The following is an 18618-nucleotide window of genomic DNA, read 5'->3' on the forward strand; positions in this document are numbered from 1 at the left end:
CCTCAGGTGACCGACCGCCGGGACCTGGCCGGCTCGTGCTGCTCGGCGGTCACCGTCTCCGGCAGGCCACGCGCGTCCAGCAGCGGTACGACGAACACGAATGTCGTGCCCACGCCCGGCGTCGACTCGAAGTCGATCCGGCCGTTGTGGGCCTCGGCGATGGACTGGACGATGTGCAGCCCGAGACCGGTGCCCTGGATCGCGTGCTCGCTGGCCAGCGAGGAGCGGAAGAACCGCTGGAACAGCCGGCCCTGCTCCTCGGGTGGGATCCCCATCCCGGTGTCCGCGACGCGCAGCGAGGCGACATCGCCCTCCACCTCGACGCCGACCTCGACGGAGCCGCCGGCGCTGGTGAACTTCACCGCGTTGCTGACCAGGTTGAGCGCCAGCCGCTCGAGGTACTCCGGGTCGCCCTGGAGCATCACGGGCATGGCCGGGAGGTTCACCTCCAGTGAGACCCGGGCCTTGTGCGCCGCGTGCGAGACCTCGTCGGCCGCCGCCTGGACGGCCGTGCGCAGGTCGGTCTCGACCCGGTCCAGGGAGAGGTCGTCGTCCTCCATCCGCGCCAGGGTGAGGAGGTCCTCGACCAGGTGCAGCAGCCGCTCGGCGTTGCGGTCGATCCGCTCGACCAGCTCGTGCTGCTCCCCGCTGAGGTTCTCGGACAGGTCGTCGGCGAGCAGCTCGGTGTAGCCGACGATGCTCGTCAGGGGCGTGCGCAGCTCGTGGCTCACGGTCGAGACGAACTCGCCCTTGGCCCGATCGAGGTCCAGCATCCGCCGGTTGGTCTCGCGCTCCTTGTCCAGGGCGAAGACCAGTGCCTGCTCGGCGGCACGCCGGTCGGTCACGTCCCGGATCACGCTGAGGTAGCTCTGCGGGCGGCCGTCGTCGTCGCGCACGGCGGTGACGCTCAGCGACACCGTCAGCCGGCTGCCGTCACGGCGTACGAACGTCCAGTCACGGGTGTCCTGCTCGGTGCCGTTGGCGACCGCATGGGTGACGACGCCGTACCCGCCCGGGATCCCCAGCTCCCGGGCCCGGGCCGCGAGCTCGCGGCTCTCGTGGAACGGGGCGGGGGTCAGCCGCCCCACCACCTGCTCTCCCGAGTAGCCGAGCAGCTGTTCGGCCCCGGGGCTGAACCACGTGATCAGCCCGTCGAGGTCGGTGGCGATGAACGCCGTACCGCTCGCGGAGTCCAGCAGCTGGCCCAGCTGGACCTCGTTCTCCCGGATCCGGCGCAGCGAGTCGTGCAGGTTGCCCATGGCGACCGAGAACGCCACCGAGGTCACGGCGCCGACGGCCACGAAGATCTGGGCGCTGGCCGCGATCGCCAGCGCGGGGGAGCTGTCGGTGATCTCCACGAACGGACCCCGATCCAGGGCGGAGAGCAGCGCCATCCCGATCGCGACACCAGCCAGCTCGATGTTTGCCCAGGTGGAGGTGAACCGCGCCGCCGCCCACATCAGCAGGGGCAGGAGCAGGAACGCGACCGGTTCGGTGGCGTCGGCGCCGAAGCACATGAACGCGCCCAGGGTGAGCAGGGAGAGGTGGCTCAGGATCTCCACGGCCGAGACCCGCACCTTGCGCCGCGGCTGGCGCATCACCAGGGGCAGGACCACCGCCTGGGCACCGAAGTGAGTGACCGCGATCCACATCATCGGCCGCCACAGGTCGGTGCCGCCGGTGAGACCGATCGTGAGGGCGGTGATGGCGCCGGCGGCGCAGCTGCCGACGGTGATGCCGAGAAGCCAGCGGCGGTAGTCGAGCCAGCCGCGCAACTGGGGCCGGTCCACCTCGAACCCGGTGAGCCAGCGCAGGATGAGCAGCGCCTCCACGGCGTTGGCGATCCCGAAGCCGGTCGCGAAGACGATCCCGCGCCCCGCGACCAGGCTGGCGGCGAGCGCGAGGAGGCCACCGAGGCCCACGATCAGGCGCACGTGGCGCGGGGGAGACAGGATGAGCACGGCCGTCACCAGGGCGGTCGCCGGCCACCAGGGGGCGATCAGGTCCGACTCGGGGGTGGTGCGCATTCCGCGCACCGCCAGCAGCAGGGCGGCCACCAAAAGGCAGGTCGCCAGCAGGCGGTTCGCTCGGGAGCCGTGCAACGCACCCGTCCTTCGTGTCTCGCGCCGATGGGCCAATCGGTCTACCAGAGTCGGGTACACCGCATTTGTACGGTAAAGGAGGCGCGACCCAATTGCGGGCCTTCTAGGATTTTCGTGGGATCGGACTCGGTCTCAGGTGGGTGCGCGAGGGGTGGGCACGCCTTTCGGCGACTCGCCGAAGGTCACCCGGAACACCGATCCGCGTCCGGGTGCGGAGGTGGCGCTGATCTGGGCGCCGTGGCGCTGGGCGATGCTGCGGGCGATGGACAGGCCGAGCCCGCTGCCCCGGATCGCCTCGGTCTGGGCGTAGCTGGAGCGGTAGAACCGGTTGAACAGCATGGCCTGCTCCTCGGGAGGGATCCCGACCCCGGTGTCCTGAACCTCGATGGCAGGTCCCGCCCCGTCGGTCCGCAGCCGGAGCACGATGGTGCCGCCGTCGGGGGTGAACTTGACCGCGTTGGTGGCCAGGTTGGAGACCATCCGCTCGAGGTGCCCCTCGTCGCCGAGCACGACCACGGGCTCGCTCGGCAGCTGCAGGTCCAGCCGCTGCCCGCGGTCGCTGAGGTCGCTGCCGACCTTGGTGCCGGTACGCCGGATGACGTCTCGCAGGTCCACCGGCTCCTGGGTGAGGTCCGCGTCGAGGGACTCGATCCTGGAGAGGGTGAGCAAGTCGTCGATGAGCTCGAGCAGGCGGTGGCTGTTGGTGTCGATGCGCTCCAGCGCCCGGGTCTGGGGCTCAGTCGGCTCGCCGTACGCCCCGTCGATGAGGAGCTCGAGGTAGCCGACGATGTTGGTGATCGGCGTACGCAGCTCGTGGCTGACGCTGGAGACGAAGGCGTCCTTGGTCCGGTCGACCTCGGTGAGCCGGGCGACCGCGCGCCTCTCGGTGACCAGCGCGGCCTCAAGGGCGTCCTGGGTCCGGACCCGCTCGGTGGTGTCCTCGGAGGTGATCAGGTGGCCCACGACCGACCCGCGGTGGTCCTCGATGGGGACCACGGACATCGACATCGACCGGACCGCCCCGTCCTTGCGGACGTAGCTCCAGTCGCGAGGGCCGGTGCCGGTGGCGGCATGGGCCAGCCCCACGTGGATCGGGTCGGCGGGCACCCCGAGCGCCCGGGCCTGCCGGGCGATGTCCTCGGCGGGATGGAACATCGCCGGGAGCCTGCCGAGGACCTCCGCCTCGGAGTAGCCGAGGATCGCCTCAGCCCCGGGGTTGAACAAGGTGATCCGGCCGTGGACGTCGGTCTCGATGATCGCCATCGCCGTGGCTCCCTCGACGATACGGCGCAGGCGCTCGCGCTCGTGCGCCTTCTCCATCGCGGTGTGGCGCTGGCGGTTCACGGCCATGGCGAACGGCAGGCACACCAGCGCGCAGCTGAGCAGGAAGGTCTGGTGGGGGATCACGTCGAGCTCCGCGGGGCGGAGGCCCAACGTCTCGAACCCCACGAACGGACCACGTCCGGCACCGACCAGCGTGCTGGTGATGACCCCCACCATCAGCAGCTGCCACAGCGCCTCGCGCATGGAGCCCCGCAGGGCCGTCCAGCCCAGCAGGGGCAGCAGGAAGAACAGGGCCCCGGAGAGCGTGGTGGGAGCGAAGGCCAGCACGGTGGCGAGGACGGTGAGGGTCCAGCGGGTCACCCGCTCCACGCGGCCGCTCACGCCCGGGAGGCGAACCTCCTCCATGAAGAAGGCCAGGAGGGTCAGCTGCGAAGCCAGGTGGACGGTGAAGGCGGCCACTCCCACCGCCCAGGGCACCCCGAAGCCGGTGGCCAGGGAGACGAGCGCGAACAGGGCCGAGCCGGTGGCTGCCCCGACCACCGCAGCGACGGTGTAGCGACCCATGTCGAGGTCGTCGTCGAGCCGGCGCCGCTCACCCCACCTCATCCCGAGGAGGTGCTGGGTGAGGAGTCCCTCGACCAGGATGCTCACGGCGTACCCGGCCGCCACGACCGAGGGATACCCGCCGAGGTCGATGCTGGCGAAAGCCAGGACGAGCACGGCTGCCGAGGCCCACGGCAGCCTGGCGCTGGAGACGTAGACGAACAAACCCGAGGCGAGGCCGACCGGCCACATCCCCGCCACGTGCGTGTCCGGGTCCGAGAACTTCACGGCGAAGTAGCCGAGGACGCCGATCAGGACCAGGAGCAGGCCTACGACGCGCGTGCGGGGGGACCTGGACACGTGGCCTCCCGTCCTCGGCCACGGGCACTTCCCGGGGCGCGAACCAGCGCGCTGTCGACATCGCTGCCGGGCTGCGCGAGGTTCCGAGAGTCACTAGACCAGCATTTTCTCCCTGCCGTGGCCGCTTCGCAGATTCAGGTTGCGCCTGGGAAACCGCTCAGATCTGGTCGCGACGGCCCTGCTCGTCCTCGGGCACGATCGTCTCCGGGCCGGGCGGCACCGGGTTGGCCGGCCCCGCGGAGTGCCGGCGCGATCCGCCTCCGGGCTGGTCCACCGGCTCGTCACGCGACCAGTCGGGCTCCTGACCTGGGTGGTCGCCGCGGTGGGTCGGGGAGCCGTTGAGGCCCGGGTCGCGGCCGGTCTCGCGGCCCGTCTCGCGGCCGGTCTCGTCGCCGGTCTCGTTGTGGCCGGGCCGGTACTCGGGATCACGGTGGTCCACGTCGGGGTCGAGCCGGTCCGCCTCGCGCAGGGAGTGCTCCTCCTGGGCACGGGTCTGGTCGTAGCCGGTGCGCTCCTCCTGGGCGCGCACCTCGAGCTGGTCGGCCTGGGCGCGGACCCGCTCGGCCTCGGCCTCGGCCTCCCGGGCGCGAGCCTCCCGCTCGCGTTTCTCGGCGGCGACTCCCGCGGCCTCCGAGCGCAGCTCGCCGGCGCGCTGGCGACCGACCTGGTCCTTCTTCCGCTTCATCGCGGTCCAGATCAGTGCTGCCGCCAGCAGGACGGCAAGCACGACCAGGATGATGATGACCGTTTTCATGTTCGCTCCCTGGTTGTGACACCGGCTCTCCACCGGCGTCTCTCCTCCGGTCGAGGGGTACCCGGCCCATTCGTCGCGCAAACTGCGCCCGTGGTCCGGTGGGCCGGGGCGGGTCGCGCACGGGCGGAGGACGACCCCGTTTTGGAGGTGACGGCATCGCCTTGTTAAGGTTCTGACGCTTCAAGCGCCAGTAGCTCAATTGGCAGAGCAGCTGACTCTTAATCAGCGGGTTCGGGGTTCAAGTCCCTGCTGGCGCACCGCAGGTCACACAGGTAGAGGTCCTTCTCAGCAGCATCGGGAAGGGCCTCTTCCCGTTCCGGGACGGCCCTCCTGTGTCGGCCTAGCGTGCGGCGAGCACCGCCTGCGCCGCGTTGTGGCCGCCGAGCCCGCTCACGGCACCACCGCGCCGGGCGCCCGAGCCGCACACCAGCACGGAGTCGAGCGCCGTGGCCACGCCCCACTCCCGGGCCGGGGTGTCCAGCGCCTCGTCGTCGGGGGCCCACGGCCAGCTGAGGTCGCCGTGGAAGATGTGCCCGCCGGGCATCGCGAGGTCGTCCTCCACGTCCTGGGGCACCTTCGCCTCCAGGCACGGTCGCCCGTCGGGGCCGACCAGGAGGCAGTCCATCAGCGGCTCCTCCAGGTGTACGTCGACGGCGGCGATCGCCCGTCGTACGGCCTCGTCACGCTGCGCCTCGCGGTCGCCGGAGAAGAGCTCGGCGGGCATGTGCAGCCCGAAGTAGGTCAACGTGTGCACGCCCTGCGCCGCCAGCGGGCCCAGGATCGAGGGGTCGGTCAGGGAGTGGCAGTAGAACTCACCGGGAGGCGTGGCTGGGATCGAGCCGGATGCCGCCTGCGCGTGGGCACGCGACAGCGCGGAGTACTCCTCGGCCACGTGGAAGGTCCCTCCGAACGCGTCCGCCGCGTCGTGCCCGGACCTGAGCCGCGGCAGCCGGGAGAGCAGGAAGTTGACCTTCAGCTGGGAGCCGGACGGGCGGGGCCCGCGGGTCGGCTCGTCCCCGAGGAGGCCCTGCAGGGTCCAGGGGGCCACGTTGGAGAGCACGTGCCGGGCCCGTACGGAGTGGCTGCCGCCGCCGTCCTCCCAGGTGACCTCGGTCCCGTCGGCGTCGCCCCGGATCGCGCTCACCCGGGCGCTCGTGAGCACCTCGGTGCCCCGGACGGTGGCGCTGCGCAGCATCGCCGTGGTGACTGCACCCATCCCGCCGACCGGCACCCGCCACTCGCCGGTCCCGTTGCCGATCAGGTGGTAGAGGAAGCACCGGTTCTGCACCAGCGACGGGTCGTGGAGGTCGGCGAAGGTGCCGATCAGGGCGTCGGTCGCGACCACCCCGCGCACGAGGTCGTCGCGGAAGCGTTGCTCGATCACCTCGCCGAGCGGCCGCTCCACGACTGCCTCCCACAGGGAGGGCCCGACCAGGTCACGCACCTCCCCGGCGGTGGGCAGCGGACGCACCAGCGTGGGCGCCACGCCCTCGGCCAGCCGGGAGACCTCGCCGTAGAAGGTGCGCCAGGCGTCGTACTCCTCGTCGCTGCCGGTGAGCGCGCGGAAGGACGCGCGGGTGGCCTCGCCCTCCTCGTGCTCCACGAGGAGCCCGAGGGGCCGGCCGTCGCGCACCGTGGGGGAGTACGACGCCGTACGCCGAGACCGCAGCTCCACGCCGAGGTCGAGGTCGCGGGCGACCTGCTCGGGGAGCATCGAGACGAGGTAGGAGTACCGCGAGAGCCGCGCGCCGAGACCGGGGAAGGCCTCGGTGCTGATCGCCGCGCCCCCGGTGTGGTCGAGCCGTTCCAGCAGGAGCACGGAGAGACCGGCTCCAGCGAGGTACGCCGCCGCGACCAGCCCGTTGTGCCCGCCACCGACGACCACCACGTCGTAGCTCGAACGCCTCGGCGCGCTCATCTCAGTGTGCCCGCGGTGTGCATGCTCGCGAGAATAGGGCAGGTCGTGCAGCCGATTGCTATGGTCGCCAGCATGGGCATCCAGGCAGCGATGGGGACGACGGCGTCAGCCGACTCGACCCATCTGCCTGCGCACGTGCCCTCCGGTGCCGCGCTGCTCGCTGTCCAGCTGAGCGAGGAGGCCCGCGGCATCCGCGGGCTCGACGTGCTGCGCCGCAGCGTCGACCGCGCCCCGCCCGTTCGTCCCTGACCTTCGACGGCCACTGCCGGCCCGGCCGGACCTGATCCGACCGGGTGCTCCTCCCTCCCTGCGCGCCTGCGACCTCGCCGCGCGCCCTCGAAAGCCAAGGACACGAACATGACCACCTCCAGCGTTTCTCCGCGCCTCTCTCCGGGCCACCTCACCCACGACGAACTCGACGCGCAGCTCGAACGGTTCGAGACCTCCCGCCAGGAGCACCTCGACTCGTTGCCGAGCCACGACCTCGACGTCGTGGCCGCCGCTCACCGCGCCAGCGTCGAGCGCATCCTCGACGAGGTGCGCACCGCGCGCCAGCGCCTCGCGGCCGGGCGCTACGGCACCTGCATGAGCTGTGCGGACCCGATCTCGGTGGGCCGGCTGGAGCTGCGCCCCTGGGCCACGCGCTGCACGCGCTGCACCGAGCAGCCCCGGTGGTGAGTCAAGGCGGCCTCGCCGCCCCTCCGCGCCACGTCGTCGTCGTGGGGGCCGGGATGGTCGGCCTGTCCACCGCCTGGTTCCTCCAGGAGCGTGGGGTCGAGGTCACTCTGCTCGACCGGGCGCACGTGGCGGCCGGCTCCTCGTGGGGCAACGCGGGCTGGCTGACCCCGGGGATCACCACCCCGTTGCCGGAGCCGGCGGTGCTGACCTACGGCGTGCGCGCGGTGCTCAGCCCCTCCTCGCCGGTCTACGTCCCGCTCCGCCCGCAGCCGAAGCTCCTCCGCTTCCTGGCCGGGTTCGCCCGGCACAGCACCGAGCGCAGGTGGGGGCTCGGGATGCGCGCCTACGCGCCGGTCAACGCGCTCGCGCTCGACGGGTTCGACCGACTGGCCGAGGGCGGGGTCACGGCCCGCACCCACGCGGCCGACCCGTTCCTGGCCTGCTTTCGCAGCGAGGCCGAGCGGGCGACCCTGCTCGAGGAGCTGGGGCACATCCACGCCGCCGGCCAGGACGTGAAGTTCGAGGCCGTCTCCGGTGAGGAGGCACGGCGCGACGAGCCCGCCCTCTCCGGCGAGGTGGGCGCCGCGATCCGGATCCACGGCCAGCGCTACCTCAACCCGCCCGAGTTCATGGACGCCCTCGCCGCATCGGTGCGGGCGCGGGGCGGCGTGATCCGCGAGGGGGTGGATGTCGAGCAGGTCCGAGACGAGCACGGGGGAGTGACGGTGGTCGCCTCCACGGGGGAGGAGCACCGCTTCGACGCCGCGGTCCTGGCGAACGGGGCCTGGCTCGACGAGCTGGCCGCCCGGTTCGGCGTACGACGTGGGGTGCAGGCGGGTCGCGGCTACAGCTTCAGCGTCGCGATGGACCGCCCCGTGGGCGGGCCGGTGTACTTCCCGGCCCAGCGGGTCGCCTGCACGCCGCTGCACTCCGAGGAGCGGCCCCGACTCCGCGTCGCGGGGATGATGGAGTTCCGCCCACCGAACGCACCGCTGGACCCGCGCCGGGTGGAGGCCATCGTCGCGGCGGCCGGACCGCTGCTGGAGGGCCTGGACCTCGACACCCGTGAGGACGAGTGGGTGGGGTCGCGTCCGTGCACGGCTGACGGGCTGCCACTCGTTGGGGCCACCACGTCACCGCGGGTGTTCGCCGCTGGTGGTCACGGCATGTGGGGCATCGTCCTGGGGCCCGTGACGGGCCGGCTGCTGGCCGAGCGGATCTGCACTGGGGTCAACCCCGCCGAGCTCACCGCGTTCGACCCCCTGCGCTGAACCTGACTCGCCCACCTCTTGTGTGGGCCACTGCCGAGTGCTATTTATATACACCGTACATAAATAGGAGCGGCATGACTGAGTCCATCATGGAGCCCGAGGCGGCGACCGGTTTCGAGCAGGAGACGCGCGAGGTGCTCGCGTGGTTCGCCCACTACGACGCGCTGGTGGAGGCCGGCGACCTGGACGCGATGGCGGACCAGGCGGCGTTCCCGATCAACGAGGTGACCGACGACGCCGAGGGCCACGGGGTCGTCGGCACGTGCGACCGGGAGCGGTTCCTGGCGCAGATGCGCGACGTCGTGGCGGGCGCGGGCGAGGTGGAGATGACCTCGGTCCGGCACCCGACCTTCCTGAGCCGCGCGCTGTGCTTCGTGGTGACCGACGCGACGATGCGGGTCGGCGAGCACGAGCAGCACATGCGGTACGGCGACCTGCTGATCAAGACGCCGGAGGGCTGGCGGTTCCAGACCATGGTCGCCGGTGGCTGGGCTGACCAGATGGACCAGCGGGGGGAGTGAGAGCCTGCGGCAGTGACCGGTGATCGGACCTCCGCGGACGTGTCCCTGCAGACGCTGCGCCTGCTGTGGCGCGCGCAGCTGGCGCAGGGCTCGCCGGGAGGTGGTCTGGGACGGCCCCGTGCTTTGAGCGTGGACCGCGTCGTGGAGGCGGCCGTGGCGGTGAGCGACGCCGCCGGTCTCGAGGCCCTGACGATGCGTCGACTGGCCGGCGACCTCGGCGTGACGGCGATGACGCTCTACACCTACGTGCCCAACCGGACCGTGCTGCTCGACCTGATGCTCGACACCGTCTACGGCGCCATGTACGCGACCGGTGCGCCGCGGCCGGACCCGGAACAGCCGTGGCAGCACCGGGTCCGCCAGGTTGCGGACGCGAACCGGACGATGCTCGTTGACCACCCGTGGGCTGCCGCGGTGTCCACGGCGCGGCCGCCGCTGGGGCCGGGGCAGACGGCGAAGTACGACCGGGAGCTGCGCGCCTTCGACGGCTCCGGCCTTACCGACCTCGAGGTCGACGACTCGCTGAGCTGCCTGCTGTCGTTCGTGTGTGCCAACGCGCTCGAGCGGCAGGCAGCCCACCGGGCCCAGCTGGAGGACGGCCGCTCCGACGCCGAGTGGTGGGCCGCGGTCGAGCCACTGCTGGGCGGGTTCCTGGACCCGGCCACCTACCCGTACGCCGCGCGGATCGGGTCCGTCGCCGGTGCCGCCCGAGGCAGCGCCTACGACCCCGAGCACGCCTACCGGTTCGGACTCGAGCGCCTCGTCGCGTCCTTCGCCCTGCTCGCCCGCACCCACTCCCGCTGAGGCCGGGGGAGGGCACGCAGCGGCACTGTGACTGGAGCCTCACCGGCTCAGGCAGCGTCGGTGACCTCACCCACGAGCACCTCGATGGCGTCCTCGAGGAACAGCACTCCTACGGGGTCGCCCAGCTCGTCGACCGTCACCGCGAGGTGGGCGCCGTTGTGCCGCAGGTGGGCGAGGGCGTCCTCGAGCGCGATGGTTCGCGGTACGGCGACCAGGCGCCTGATCCGCTTCTCCGGCACCGGTGTGGCGAACTCGTCGGCGGACAGGTCCATCACGTCCTTCATGTGCAGGTAGCCCGACGGTGCGCCGTTCTCATCGGTGACCACGTAGCGGGAGTGGTTGTGCTCCACCACGGCCCGCTGGACCTGCGCCGGGCTGGCCGTCTCCGGCAGCGTGAAGACCTGGTCCAGCGGAACCTCCACCTCACCGACGGTCTTGTCGGTGAACTCGAACGCACCCGCCAGGGTGCCGGAGTGGTCCTCGAGGAGTCCCTCTCGCTGCGACTGCTCGATGATGCCGGCCACCTGCTCCAGGGTGAAGGTGCTGTTCGCCTCGTCCTTCGGCTCGACCTTGAACAGGCGCAGGACCCCGTTCGCCACGGCGTTGAGCGACGCGATCACGGGCCGCACCGCGCGGGAGACCAGGACGAGCGGCGGGGCGAGCAGCAGTGCCGCGCGGTCGGGGATGGAGAAGGCCAGGTTCTTGGGCACCATCTCTCCGAGCACGACGTGCAGGAACGTCACCAGGACCAGCGCCACGACGAACGCGAGCACGCTGATCGACTCCGCCGAGAGCGAGGTGAGGCCCAGCGGGTACTCGAGCAGGTGGTGGATCGCCGGCTCGGAGACGTTCAGGATCAGCAGCGAGCACACCGTGATGCCGAGCTGGGAGGTCGCCAGCATCAGCGTGGCGTGCTCCATCGCCCACAGCGTCGTCTTCGCGGCCCGGCTGCCCTCTGCCGCCTTGGGCTCGATCTGGCTGCGTCGGGCGGAGATCACGGCGAACTCGGCGCCGACGAAGAAGGCGTTCCCCGCGAGCAGCACCACCAGCCACGCGATGCCGGGCAGGTACTCACTCATCGGAGGCTCTCCTGGGTAGAGGGGGAGGTGGCGGAGACGGTGGCCTCGAGCGGGACGAACCGCAACCGGACGATGCGGGGTCCGTCGAGGCGCTCGACGCGCAGGATGCCGGTCTCGACCGGGACCTCGTCGCCGAGCTCGGGGATCCGTTCGAGGGTGTCGACGACGTACCCGGCGACGGTGTCCCAGTCCTCGCCGTCAGGGACCGGTACGCCGGTCCGCTCGCGGACCTCGTCGGGACGCCAGCTGGCGTCGAAGGAAACGGACCGGCCGCGGCGAGTCATCGCGGAGCGGATGTGGTCGTGCTCGTCCTCGAGCTCGCCGACGAGCTCCTCGACCAGGTCCTCGAGGGTGACGATGCCGGCGGTGCCGCCGTGTTCGTCGGTGACCACGGCGATCTGCAGCCCGCGGGTGCGCAGCTCGGCCAGCAGCTTGGAGGCCGGCATCGTCTCGGGCACCCGGGTCGGCGGGAACATCAGCGCGGCCGCGGAGACCTGCTCACGCTCCTCCAGGGGCACCGCGAACGCGCTCTTCACGTGCACGAAGCCCTCGATGTCGTCGGGGCCGTCGTCGAGCACGGGCATCCGGGAGTGACCCGTCCTGGCGGAGAGGGCGATCACGTCGGCAGCGGTGTCGGTCACCTTGACCGCGGTCATCTGGACCCGGGGGGTCATCAGGTCGCCCGCGTCGTACGCCGAGAACCGCAGGGTCCGGTCGAGCAGGGTCGCCTCGTCGGCCTCGAGGAGGCCCGCGGTCGCGGAGTGCCGGATCAGGTAGGTCAGCTCGTCAGCGCTGCGAGCGCCGCTGAGCTCCTCCTTCGGCTCGATCCCCATGGACCGGATCAGGCTGTTGGCGGTGTTGTTCAGCAGCAACACCACCGGCTTGAACACGGTGGTGAACCCGGCCTGGAACGGCACCACGAGCTTCGCGGTCGCCAGCGGCAGCGCCAGGGCGAAGTTCTTCGGGACCAGCTCGCCGATCACCATCGAGAACAGCGTCGCCAGCAGGACGCCGATCACGCCCCCGACCACAGTGATGGCGCCGTCGGGAAGGCCGAGCCCGCCGAGCGGGCTCTCGAGCAGGGAGCTGACCGCGGGCTCGAACGTGTACCCGGTCAGCAGGGTCGTCAAGGTGATGCCCAGCTGGGCGCTCGAGAGGTGCGTGGAGGTGATCCGCAGGGCCTTGATCGTGGCCCCGAGCCCCTTCTCGCCCTGCTTCTCGCGGCCCTCGAGCTCGTGGCGGTCCAGGTTCACGAGCGCGAACTCGGAGGCAACGAAGAGCCCGGTCCCCACAGTGAGAACCAGGCCGATGCCCAACATGATCCACTCGTTCACGAGCTCAACCCCCTGACCGTCCCTGGGCTGGGGACTGCTGGGTCAGAGGGGCACGGACTTCGGGGAGGGTCATCCACGCGGAAAGAATAGCCAGCGGGGACAAGGCAAATCCGGGGGTGTGGGGTCCCGGGAAGCGATCGAGCCCCTGCCCTGCATCACTGCAGGTCAGGGGCTCGATCTCTCTTGGGGTGAGTAACGGGACTTGAACCCGCGACATCCGCCACCACAAGGCGGCGCTCTACCAGCTGAGCTATACCCACCATGGGATCTTGCGAGGCAAGAGTGTAGCGGTTCCTCAGCCCTCCTCCGACACCGGGCGGGCGCCGGTCAGGGCGGCCTGGTGCTTCGCGGCGATCTGCTTGGCGGTCGCGGAGTCCGGTCCGGGGGAGGGGACGAAGACCGCCTCGCGGTAGTAGCGCAGCTCCTCGATGCTCTCCTGGATGTCCGCGAGGGCACGGTGGTTGCCGCCCTTGGCCGGGGCGCTGTAGTAGGCGCGGGGGAACCAGCGGCGGGAGAGCTCCTTGATCGAGGACACGTCCACGATCCGGTAGTGCAGGAACTGCTCCAGGCTCGGCATGTCGCGGGCGAGGAACATCCGGTCCGTCGCGACGGTGTTGCCGGCCAGTGGCGGCCGACTCCCGTCGGGGCAGAACTCCTTGACGTAGGCGAGCACCTGCTCCTCGGCCTCCTCCATGGTCGCGCCCGCGTCGAGCTCGTCGAGCAGCCCGGAGGAGACGTGCATGTTGCGCACGAACTCCACCATCTGGTCGAGCGCCTCCGGCGGGGGCTTGATCACGATGTCGACGCCCTCGCCGAGGACGTTGAGGTCGAAGTCGGTGACGAGCGCCGCCACCTCGATCAGGGCATCTGCCTCGATCGAGAGGCCGGTCATCTCACAGTCGATCCAGACGAGTCGGTCATTCACGGTCCCGACCCTACTCACTCGCTCCCGAGCGGCCTTCTACTGTGTAGCCATGTGGGGGTGGGCGGGACTCGTGGCTCGCCTCGTCGTCGGGGGCGTCTGGATCTGGGCGGGCGCGATCAAGCTGCCCCATCCGGAGGCGAGCGTCAGCGCCGTACGCGCCTACCAGCTGCTGCCCCTGGGGATCGCCGACACGGTCGGCCGGGTGCTGCCCATGTTCGAGGTCGTGATCGGGGTCTGCCTCGTGATCGGGCTCCTCCGCCGTGCCAGCGGGGTCCTCTCGGCCGCACTGCTGGTCGCTTTCATCGTCGGCATAATCTCTGTATGGAGTCGCGGGATCGCGATCGACTGTGGCTGCTTCGGTGACGGCGGGCCGGATCCGGACGCCTTCAGCAAGTACCCGTGGGAGATCGCCCGCGACATCGGGCTCATCCTGCTCTCAGGGCTCGTCGTCATGCTGCGACGTACGCCGTTGGCAGTGGACAACGTGCTCTTCCCCCCACGACCGGAGAAGGTGTGATGTCGAAGAAGAACCGTCTGAGCGAACGAAGCGAGCGTGCCGCCAGGATCCAGGCGGAGGCCGCGAGGAAGGAACGCAACCGCCGGGTGCTGATCGCCGCAGCCGTGGTCGTGGTGCTCTCCGCGATCGTCGCCGCGGGCGTGATCTTCTCCGGCGGTGACGACAGCTCCAAGCCGGGCGCCAGCACCGGGGCCACCCCGAAGGCGGTGGCCAGCGGGACCACCCTCGTGGTCGGCAACAACCCCGATGCCACCAAGGTGGTCATCTACGAGGACTTCCTGTGCCCGGCGTGCCGCCAGTTCGAGACGGCGACGCGTGACTTCCTGCACACCGACGCCGAGGCCGGGCGCGCGCTGGTGGAGTACCGGCCGTTCAAGCTGCTGTCGCAGGAGTACTCGACCCTGGCCCTGACCGCCTGGGGTGCGGTCCTCGAGGGCGGCACCGGTGAGCAGGCGCTGAGGTACCACGACCTGCTCTTCGAGAACCAGCCCTACGAGTCGGGCGGGGACCAGCCGGACGTCGAGGACCTCAAGAAGCTCGCCGAGGAGGCCGGTGTCACGGACAAGGCCGTCCTGGACAAGATCGACGAGCCGAACCCCGAGTTCGTCAAGGCGGCGACGGACGCGGCGACCAAGGCCGGCATCCAGGGGACGCCGACGGTCCTGGTCGACGGCAAGCCGCTCGAGGGCGACTCGCTGACGGAGATGGCGGATCGCCTGGAGAAGATGCTCGCCGAAGGCTGACATGCTCGGCGCATGTCTGCGCACAGCGAGTTCATCTCCCGCCTGCCCAAGGCCGAGCTGCACGTGCACCACGTCGGGTCGGCGTCGCCACGAATCGTCTCCGAGCTCGCCGAGCGCCACCCCGGCGTGGTGCCCAGCGACCCGGAGCGGCTCGCGGACTTCTTCGCCTTCCGGGACTTCGCGCACTTCATCGAGGTCTACCTCGCGGTGGTCGACCTCGTCCGCACCCCCGCGGACGTGCGGCTGCTGACCTACGAGGTCGCCCGTGAGATGGCGCAGGGCCAGCAGGTGAGGTACGCCGAGCTGACCTGCACGCCGTTCACCTCCGTCGCGGTGGGCATCCCGATCGAGGGCTACACCGAGGCGATCGAGGACGCCCGGGTCGCCGCGGAGCGTGACTTCGGGATCGTGCTGCGCTGGATCTACGACATCCCGGGGGAGAGCGGGCTCCCGGCCGCCGACGCCACGCTCGAGTACGCCCTCGAGCACGGTCCAGACGGGCTGATCGGCTTCGGGTTGGGCGGGCCGGAAATCGGCGTACCCAGGCCGCAGTTCGAGCGGCACTTCGCCGCCGCCCGGGCTGCCGGCCTGCGCAGCCTGCCGCACGCGGGGGAGACGACCGGGCCCGAGACGGTGTGGGACGCCTTGCGGGTGCTGGGCGCGGAGAGGATCGGGCACGGCACCTCCGCGGCCCGGGACCCGGAGCTGCTGGCCCACCTCGCGGAGACCGGGATCGCGCTCGAGGTGTGCCCGTCCTCGAACCTCGCCACCCGCGCCGTGGCGTCGCTGGCCGAGCACCCGCTGCCCGCCTTCGTCGACGCGGGGGTGGTGGTCACGATCAACAGCGACGACCCGCCGATGTTCGGCACCACGCTGAACCGCGAGTACGACATCGCCGCCGACCTGCTCGACCTCGACGAGGAGGGGCTCGCCTCCCTCTCCCGTACGGCGGTGCGGGCGTCGTACGCGCCGCAGGAAGTGAAGGACCGGATCCTGGGGGAGATCGACAAGGCGGTCGCGGGCTGAGGCGCACCGGCTCCGGCTGAGGGCCCCGGGAAAGGCTGAGGCCCTGGAAGCTCATACCTTCCAGGGCCGGTCCCTTTCTACGACGCCTCGTCCGGTGGCCCTGACCCGACACGCACGGAGTGTGAACGAGATCACCCGAGGTGCCCGCGATCCGGGCGCCCTAGGCTCAGCCCATGAGCCGTCGCCCCGAGCCCCTTGCCCGCTGGCACGATGTCGTGGACACCGGTGACCCGGCCCGGCTCGACGCGCTGCTCGCCGAGGAGTGCGTGTTCCGCTCACCGGCGGTGCACACGCCCCAGGAGGGCAAGGCGCTGACCACGGCGTACCTCACCGCAGCGCTGGCCGTGCTCGGCCCGACACTGCGCTACGAGCACGAGTGGTGGGACGAGGACTCGGCGGTTCTCGAGTTCATCGCCGACCTCGACGGCCTCACCGTGCACGGCATCGACATGTTGCGCTGGGACGCGGACGGCCGCCTGACCGAGTTCACCGTGATGGTGCGCCCGTTCAAGGGGCTCACCCAGCTGATGACCCTGATGGGCGCCGAGCTGGAGCAGTCCGCCGGCTGACCGGCGCTGTGGCGCCCCTGGCAGGAGTCGAACCTGCGACCTAGAGATTAGAAGGCTCTTGCTCTATCCAGCTGAGCTACAGGGGCCGGATGGGACGTGCAGTCGGACCCACCGGGGAACGAGTATGCCGTAGTCGCTGTTGTTCCCGGTCGTCCCCGGCCGTAGGGGTCAGCCGGTCAGGAACCGCCGCAGCCGACCCCGAGTGGCGGGCTCGGGTTCGGGTTCCGGCGGCTCGAACAGCTCCCGCAGCAGGTGCCGCGCGTCCGCCGCGTCGCCGAACCCCATGACCGAGTCGAGCATCAGGTTGAGCAGGCCGATGAGGACCAACGCAGGTCCGCCGGTCAGGGTGATCCAGGTCCCCGGGTGTGCCGCCCCCTCCGCGGAGGCGATCCCGGCCCCGGCCGCGGTCAGGAGCACACCGACCACGATGAGCCACCACCAGGAGAGGACCGCGACGGTCCGGCGCATGGTCCCCGTGACGACGACGCCGTAGGACCGCTCCTCGAGGCGGGCCACGAGCCGCCACGCCGAGCGGGTGTAACCGCTACCGGCGTACCGGAGCTTGAGCCTGTCGCCGTCGATCCGGACCCGGTAGCCGGGGTGGCGCAGCCGCTGTTCCTTCCGGGTGCCGGCAGCGGCCCGCTGCATGTCGGCAACCGTGGTACGCCGCACGGTCAGCCGGAATGAGTCACTCATCCGCCGGAGGGTAGCGGTGGGTCTGTGCGCGGAGGTGAGTGGACTCAGCCGCGGAGCTCGCCCATCCAGGCCTCGATCTCGTATGGGTCGCGGGGGAGCGCCGCGGAGAGGTTGCGGGCTCCGTCGGCGGTGACCAGCACGTCGTCCTCGATCCGGATGCCGATGCCGCGCAGCTCCTCGGGGACGAGCAGGTCGTCCTCCTGGAAGTAGAGTCCCGGCTCGACCGTGAGCACCATTCCCTCGGCGAGGTCGCCGCCGGGGTAGATGTCGGTGTCGGCGGCCGCGCAGTCGTGCACGTCCATCCCGAGCATGTGGCTGGTGCCGTGCAGGGTCCACCGTGCGTAGACACGGCTGTCGGGGGAGAGCGCCTCCTCCGCGGACACCGGCAGCAGCCCGAGGTCCTCGAGCCCGTGGGCGAGCACGGACATGGCGGCCTCGTGGGGGGCCCGGAACGCCGCTCCGGGACGTACGGCGTCCAGGCCGGCCTGCTGGGCCTGCAGCACCAGGGAGTACAGGTCGCGCTGCACCCCGGTGAACCGCCCGTCGACCGGCAGCGTCCGGGTCACGTCCGCGGTGTAGAGCGAGGACGCCTCCGCCCCCATGTCCAGCAGCACCAGCTCGCCCGGAGTGATCGGGCCGGTGTTCTCGATCCAGTGCAGCGTGGTCGCGTGCCGTCCGCCGCCGACGATCGAGTCGTAGCCGATGTCGTTGCCCATCGCGCGGGCACGACGGAAGAAGGTGCCCTCGATCCAGCGCTCACCGTGCTCGATCGCCCGGTCCCACTCCCGCACGGAGTCCTCGAAGCCGAGCGTCGTGATGTCGCAGGCGTGCTGCAGCTCCGCGACCTCCCACTCGTCCTTGACCAGGCGCAGCTCGGAAAGGACGCGCGCGAGCTCCTGGTCGCGGGGTCGGTCGCCGGACAGCTGGCCGTCGACGCGGGCGTCCACCCCGCGCAGGACTCGGGTCTTGTCCGGGCCGGCGAGGTGCTCGGCGAGGTCGTCGATGTGGCGGGTGGGTACGTCGAGCGAGGCCGAGATCTCGGGCAGCGAGGGGCGGCGACCGGCCCAGAGGGCGCCGTACTGCCTGTCGCGGAAGAACTCGTCGGTCTCACGGGAGCTGCGCGGCCGTGCGAACAGCACGACCTCGTCGTCCCGGAGCACGAGCACGGCGTCGCTGGTCTGGTTGCCGCACAGGTGGGTGTGCGCGGTCTCGGAGCGGAACCGGTAGTCGGTGTCGTTGGATCGCACCTTGAAGCCGCCCGCCGGGATCACCAGGCGCTCGCCGGGGAACTGCTCGGTCAGCCGCTGCCGGCGAGCGGGCGTCCAGTCGGCGACCGGGTGCCGCGGCACGTCGCGCTCGAGCTCGGCCCAACCGTTGCGCATGAACGCCGCGTAGGCCGGCGGAACGGCCGGGTCGTGGCTCTCGGTGTGGTCCTCGGTGCTCGTGTCCGTCGCATCAGTCACGATGCCACTCTACGTTCGGCCGGTCGTTACG

18 protein-coding genes and 3 tRNA genes are annotated in these 18618 nt (G+C 71.1%); 10 read left to right on the top strand and 11 right to left on the bottom strand.

Going from position 1 to position 18618, the window contains the following annotated elements; translation table 11 throughout:
- Positions 1-2 precede the first annotated feature (2 nt).
- The 3 genes from AC4BGC_RS05365 to AC4BGC_RS05375 all read right to left on the bottom strand — a co-directional run bounded on the left by AC4BGC_RS05365 (position 3) and on the right by AC4BGC_RS05375 (position 5043).
- The gene (locus tag AC4BGC_RS05365) at positions 3-2102 is read right to left on the bottom strand and encodes a sensor histidine kinase (protein ID WP_490554675.1); all 2100 of its coding nucleotides are present in this window, start codon (positions 2100-2102) and stop codon (positions 3-5) included.
- Positions 2103-2234: 132 nt separating this feature from the next.
- The gene (locus tag AC4BGC_RS05370; RefSeq protein ID WP_490554676.1) at positions 2235-4289 is read right to left on the bottom strand and encodes a sensor histidine kinase; all 2055 of its coding nucleotides are present in this window, start codon (positions 4287-4289) and stop codon (positions 2235-2237) included.
- A gap of 157 nt (positions 4290-4446) precedes the next feature.
- Entirely contained in the window at positions 4447-5043 is a 597-nt protein-coding gene (locus AC4BGC_RS05375; protein WP_490554677.1) for a hypothetical protein, read from the bottom strand.
- Positions 5044-5227: 184 nt separating this feature from the next.
- Here AC4BGC_RS05375 and AC4BGC_RS05380 point away from each other — a divergent pair.
- A tRNA-Lys gene (locus AC4BGC_RS05380) sits at positions 5228-5300 on the top strand.
- Between the two features lie 83 nt (positions 5301-5383).
- Here AC4BGC_RS05380 and AC4BGC_RS05385 read toward each other — a convergent pair.
- Positions 5384-6961, bottom strand: coding sequence for a phytoene desaturase family protein (locus AC4BGC_RS05385; protein ID WP_490554678.1), 1578 nt, complete (start codon positions 6959-6961; stop codon positions 5384-5386).
- A gap of 45 nt (positions 6962-7006) precedes the next feature.
- Between AC4BGC_RS05385 and AC4BGC_RS05390 the strand changes: the two genes are divergently transcribed.
- From AC4BGC_RS05390 to AC4BGC_RS05410, 5 genes are all read left to right on the top strand, one after another.
- On the top strand, positions 7007-7210 hold the full coding sequence (locus AC4BGC_RS05390; protein WP_490554679.1) for a hypothetical protein: 204 nt from the start codon (positions 7007-7009) through the stop codon (positions 7208-7210).
- 108 nt (positions 7211-7318) lie between these two features.
- Positions 7319-7639 (top strand): TraR/DksA family transcriptional regulator, encoded by a 321-nt coding sequence (locus AC4BGC_RS05395; RefSeq protein WP_490554680.1) that lies wholly within the window; start codon positions 7319-7321, stop codon positions 7637-7639.
- Entirely contained in the window at positions 7636-8910 is a 1275-nt protein-coding gene (locus AC4BGC_RS05400; protein WP_490554682.1) for an NAD(P)/FAD-dependent oxidoreductase, read from the top strand. The genes AC4BGC_RS05395 and AC4BGC_RS05400 overlap by 4 nt, the downstream gene beginning before the upstream one ends.
- A gap of 74 nt (positions 8911-8984) precedes the next feature.
- Positions 8985-9431 (top strand): nuclear transport factor 2 family protein, encoded by a 447-nt coding sequence (locus AC4BGC_RS05405; RefSeq protein ID WP_490554683.1) that lies wholly within the window; start codon positions 8985-8987, stop codon positions 9429-9431.
- A gap of 12 nt (positions 9432-9443) precedes the next feature.
- Entirely contained in the window at positions 9444-10235 is a 792-nt protein-coding gene (locus AC4BGC_RS05410; protein WP_490545441.1) for a TetR/AcrR family transcriptional regulator, read from the top strand.
- A 47-nt stretch (positions 10236-10282) separates the two neighbouring features.
- On the opposite strand, the gene AC4BGC_RS05415 is transcribed toward AC4BGC_RS05410, so the two are convergent.
- The 4 genes from AC4BGC_RS05415 to orn form a co-directional block, all read right to left on the bottom strand.
- Positions 10283-11314: a hemolysin family protein gene (locus tag AC4BGC_RS05415; RefSeq protein ID WP_490554684.1), complete on the bottom strand. Its 1032-nt coding sequence runs from the start codon at positions 11312-11314 to the stop codon at positions 10283-10285.
- The gene (locus AC4BGC_RS05420; RefSeq protein ID WP_490554686.1) at positions 11311-12648 is read right to left on the bottom strand and encodes a hemolysin family protein; all 1338 of its coding nucleotides are present in this window, start codon (positions 12646-12648) and stop codon (positions 11311-11313) included. Before AC4BGC_RS05420 ends, AC4BGC_RS05415 begins: the two co-directional genes overlap by 4 nt.
- 184 nt (positions 12649-12832) lie before the next feature.
- Positions 12833-12908, bottom strand: a tRNA-His gene (locus AC4BGC_RS05425).
- 35 nt (positions 12909-12943) lie between these two features.
- A complete protein-coding gene (gene orn, locus AC4BGC_RS05430; protein ID WP_490554687.1) occupies positions 12944-13573 on the bottom strand; it encodes an oligoribonuclease in 630 nt (209 codons plus the stop codon).
- 49 nt (positions 13574-13622) lie between these two features.
- Between orn and AC4BGC_RS05435 the strand changes: the two genes are divergently transcribed.
- The 4 genes from AC4BGC_RS05435 to AC4BGC_RS05450 all read left to right on the top strand — a co-directional run bounded on the left by AC4BGC_RS05435 (position 13623) and on the right by AC4BGC_RS05450 (position 16428).
- Positions 13623-14090 (top strand): MauE/DoxX family redox-associated membrane protein, encoded by a 468-nt coding sequence (locus AC4BGC_RS05435; RefSeq protein WP_490554689.1) that lies wholly within the window; start codon positions 13623-13625, stop codon positions 14088-14090.
- Complete coding sequence (locus AC4BGC_RS05440; RefSeq protein WP_490554691.1) at positions 14090-14833, top strand: DsbA family protein; 744 nt, start codon at positions 14090-14092, stop codon at positions 14831-14833. The genes AC4BGC_RS05435 and AC4BGC_RS05440 overlap by 1 nt, the downstream gene beginning before the upstream one ends.
- 12 nt (positions 14834-14845) lie before the next feature.
- Positions 14846-15859 carry an adenosine deaminase gene (locus AC4BGC_RS05445; RefSeq protein WP_490554693.1) on the top strand — a complete coding sequence of 338 codons (1014 nt, stop codon included), beginning with the start codon at positions 14846-14848 and terminating at the stop codon, positions 15857-15859.
- 173 nt (positions 15860-16032) lie between these two features.
- A complete protein-coding gene (locus AC4BGC_RS05450; RefSeq protein WP_490554694.1) occupies positions 16033-16428 on the top strand; it encodes a nuclear transport factor 2 family protein in 396 nt (131 codons plus the stop codon).
- Between the two features lie 9 nt (positions 16429-16437).
- On the opposite strand, the gene AC4BGC_RS05455 is transcribed toward AC4BGC_RS05450, so the two are convergent.
- The 3 genes from AC4BGC_RS05455 to AC4BGC_RS05465 all read right to left on the bottom strand — a co-directional run bounded on the left by AC4BGC_RS05455 (position 16438) and on the right by AC4BGC_RS05465 (position 18587).
- A tRNA-Arg gene (locus AC4BGC_RS05455) sits at positions 16438-16514 on the bottom strand.
- Between the two features lie 82 nt (positions 16515-16596).
- Entirely contained in the window at positions 16597-17124 is a 528-nt protein-coding gene (locus AC4BGC_RS05460) for a hypothetical protein (protein WP_490554697.1), read from the bottom strand.
- Positions 17125-17168: 44 nt separating this feature from the next.
- Positions 17169-18587: an aminopeptidase P family protein gene (locus tag AC4BGC_RS05465; RefSeq protein ID WP_490554698.1), complete on the bottom strand. Its 1419-nt coding sequence runs from the start codon at positions 18585-18587 to the stop codon at positions 17169-17171.
- Positions 18588-18618: the final 31 nt, after the last annotated feature.

The sequence above is a fragment of the Nocardioides sp. Z38_18 genome (genome assembly GCF_058215695.1).

Excerpts from the sequence above, each read along its gene's own strand:
- AC4BGC_RS05450 (WP_490554694.1), top strand. The coding sequence starts at position 16,033 with ATGAGCCGTCGCCCCGAGCCCCTTGCCCGCTGGCACGATGTCGTGGAC.
- AC4BGC_RS05435 (WP_490554689.1), top strand. The coding sequence starts at position 13,623 with ATGTGGGGGTGGGCGGGACTCGTGGCTCGCCTCGTCGTCGGGGGCGTC.
- AC4BGC_RS05440 (WP_490554691.1), top strand. The coding sequence starts at position 14,090 with ATGTCGAAGAAGAACCGTCTGAGCGAACGAAGCGAGCGTGCCGCCAGG.
- AC4BGC_RS05395 (WP_490554680.1), top strand. The coding sequence starts at position 7,319 with ATGACCACCTCCAGCGTTTCTCCGCGCCTCTCTCCGGGCCACCTCACC.
- AC4BGC_RS05460 (WP_490554697.1), bottom strand. The coding sequence starts at position 17,124 with ATGAGTGACTCATTCCGGCTGACCGTGCGGCGTACCACGGTTGCCGAC.
- AC4BGC_RS05375 (WP_490554677.1), bottom strand. The coding sequence starts at position 5,043 with ATGAAAACGGTCATCATCATCCTGGTCGTGCTTGCCGTCCTGCTGGCG.
- AC4BGC_RS05415 (WP_490554684.1), bottom strand. The coding sequence starts at position 11,314 with ATGAGTGAGTACCTGCCCGGCATCGCGTGGCTGGTGGTGCTGCTCGCG.
- AC4BGC_RS05385 (WP_490554678.1), bottom strand. The coding sequence starts at position 6,961 with ATGAGCGCGCCGAGGCGTTCGAGCTACGACGTGGTGGTCGTCGGTGGC.
- AC4BGC_RS05405 (WP_490554683.1), top strand. The coding sequence starts at position 8,985 with ATGACTGAGTCCATCATGGAGCCCGAGGCGGCGACCGGTTTCGAGCAG.
- AC4BGC_RS05445 (WP_490554693.1), top strand. The coding sequence starts at position 14,846 with ATGTCTGCGCACAGCGAGTTCATCTCCCGCCTGCCCAAGGCCGAGCTG.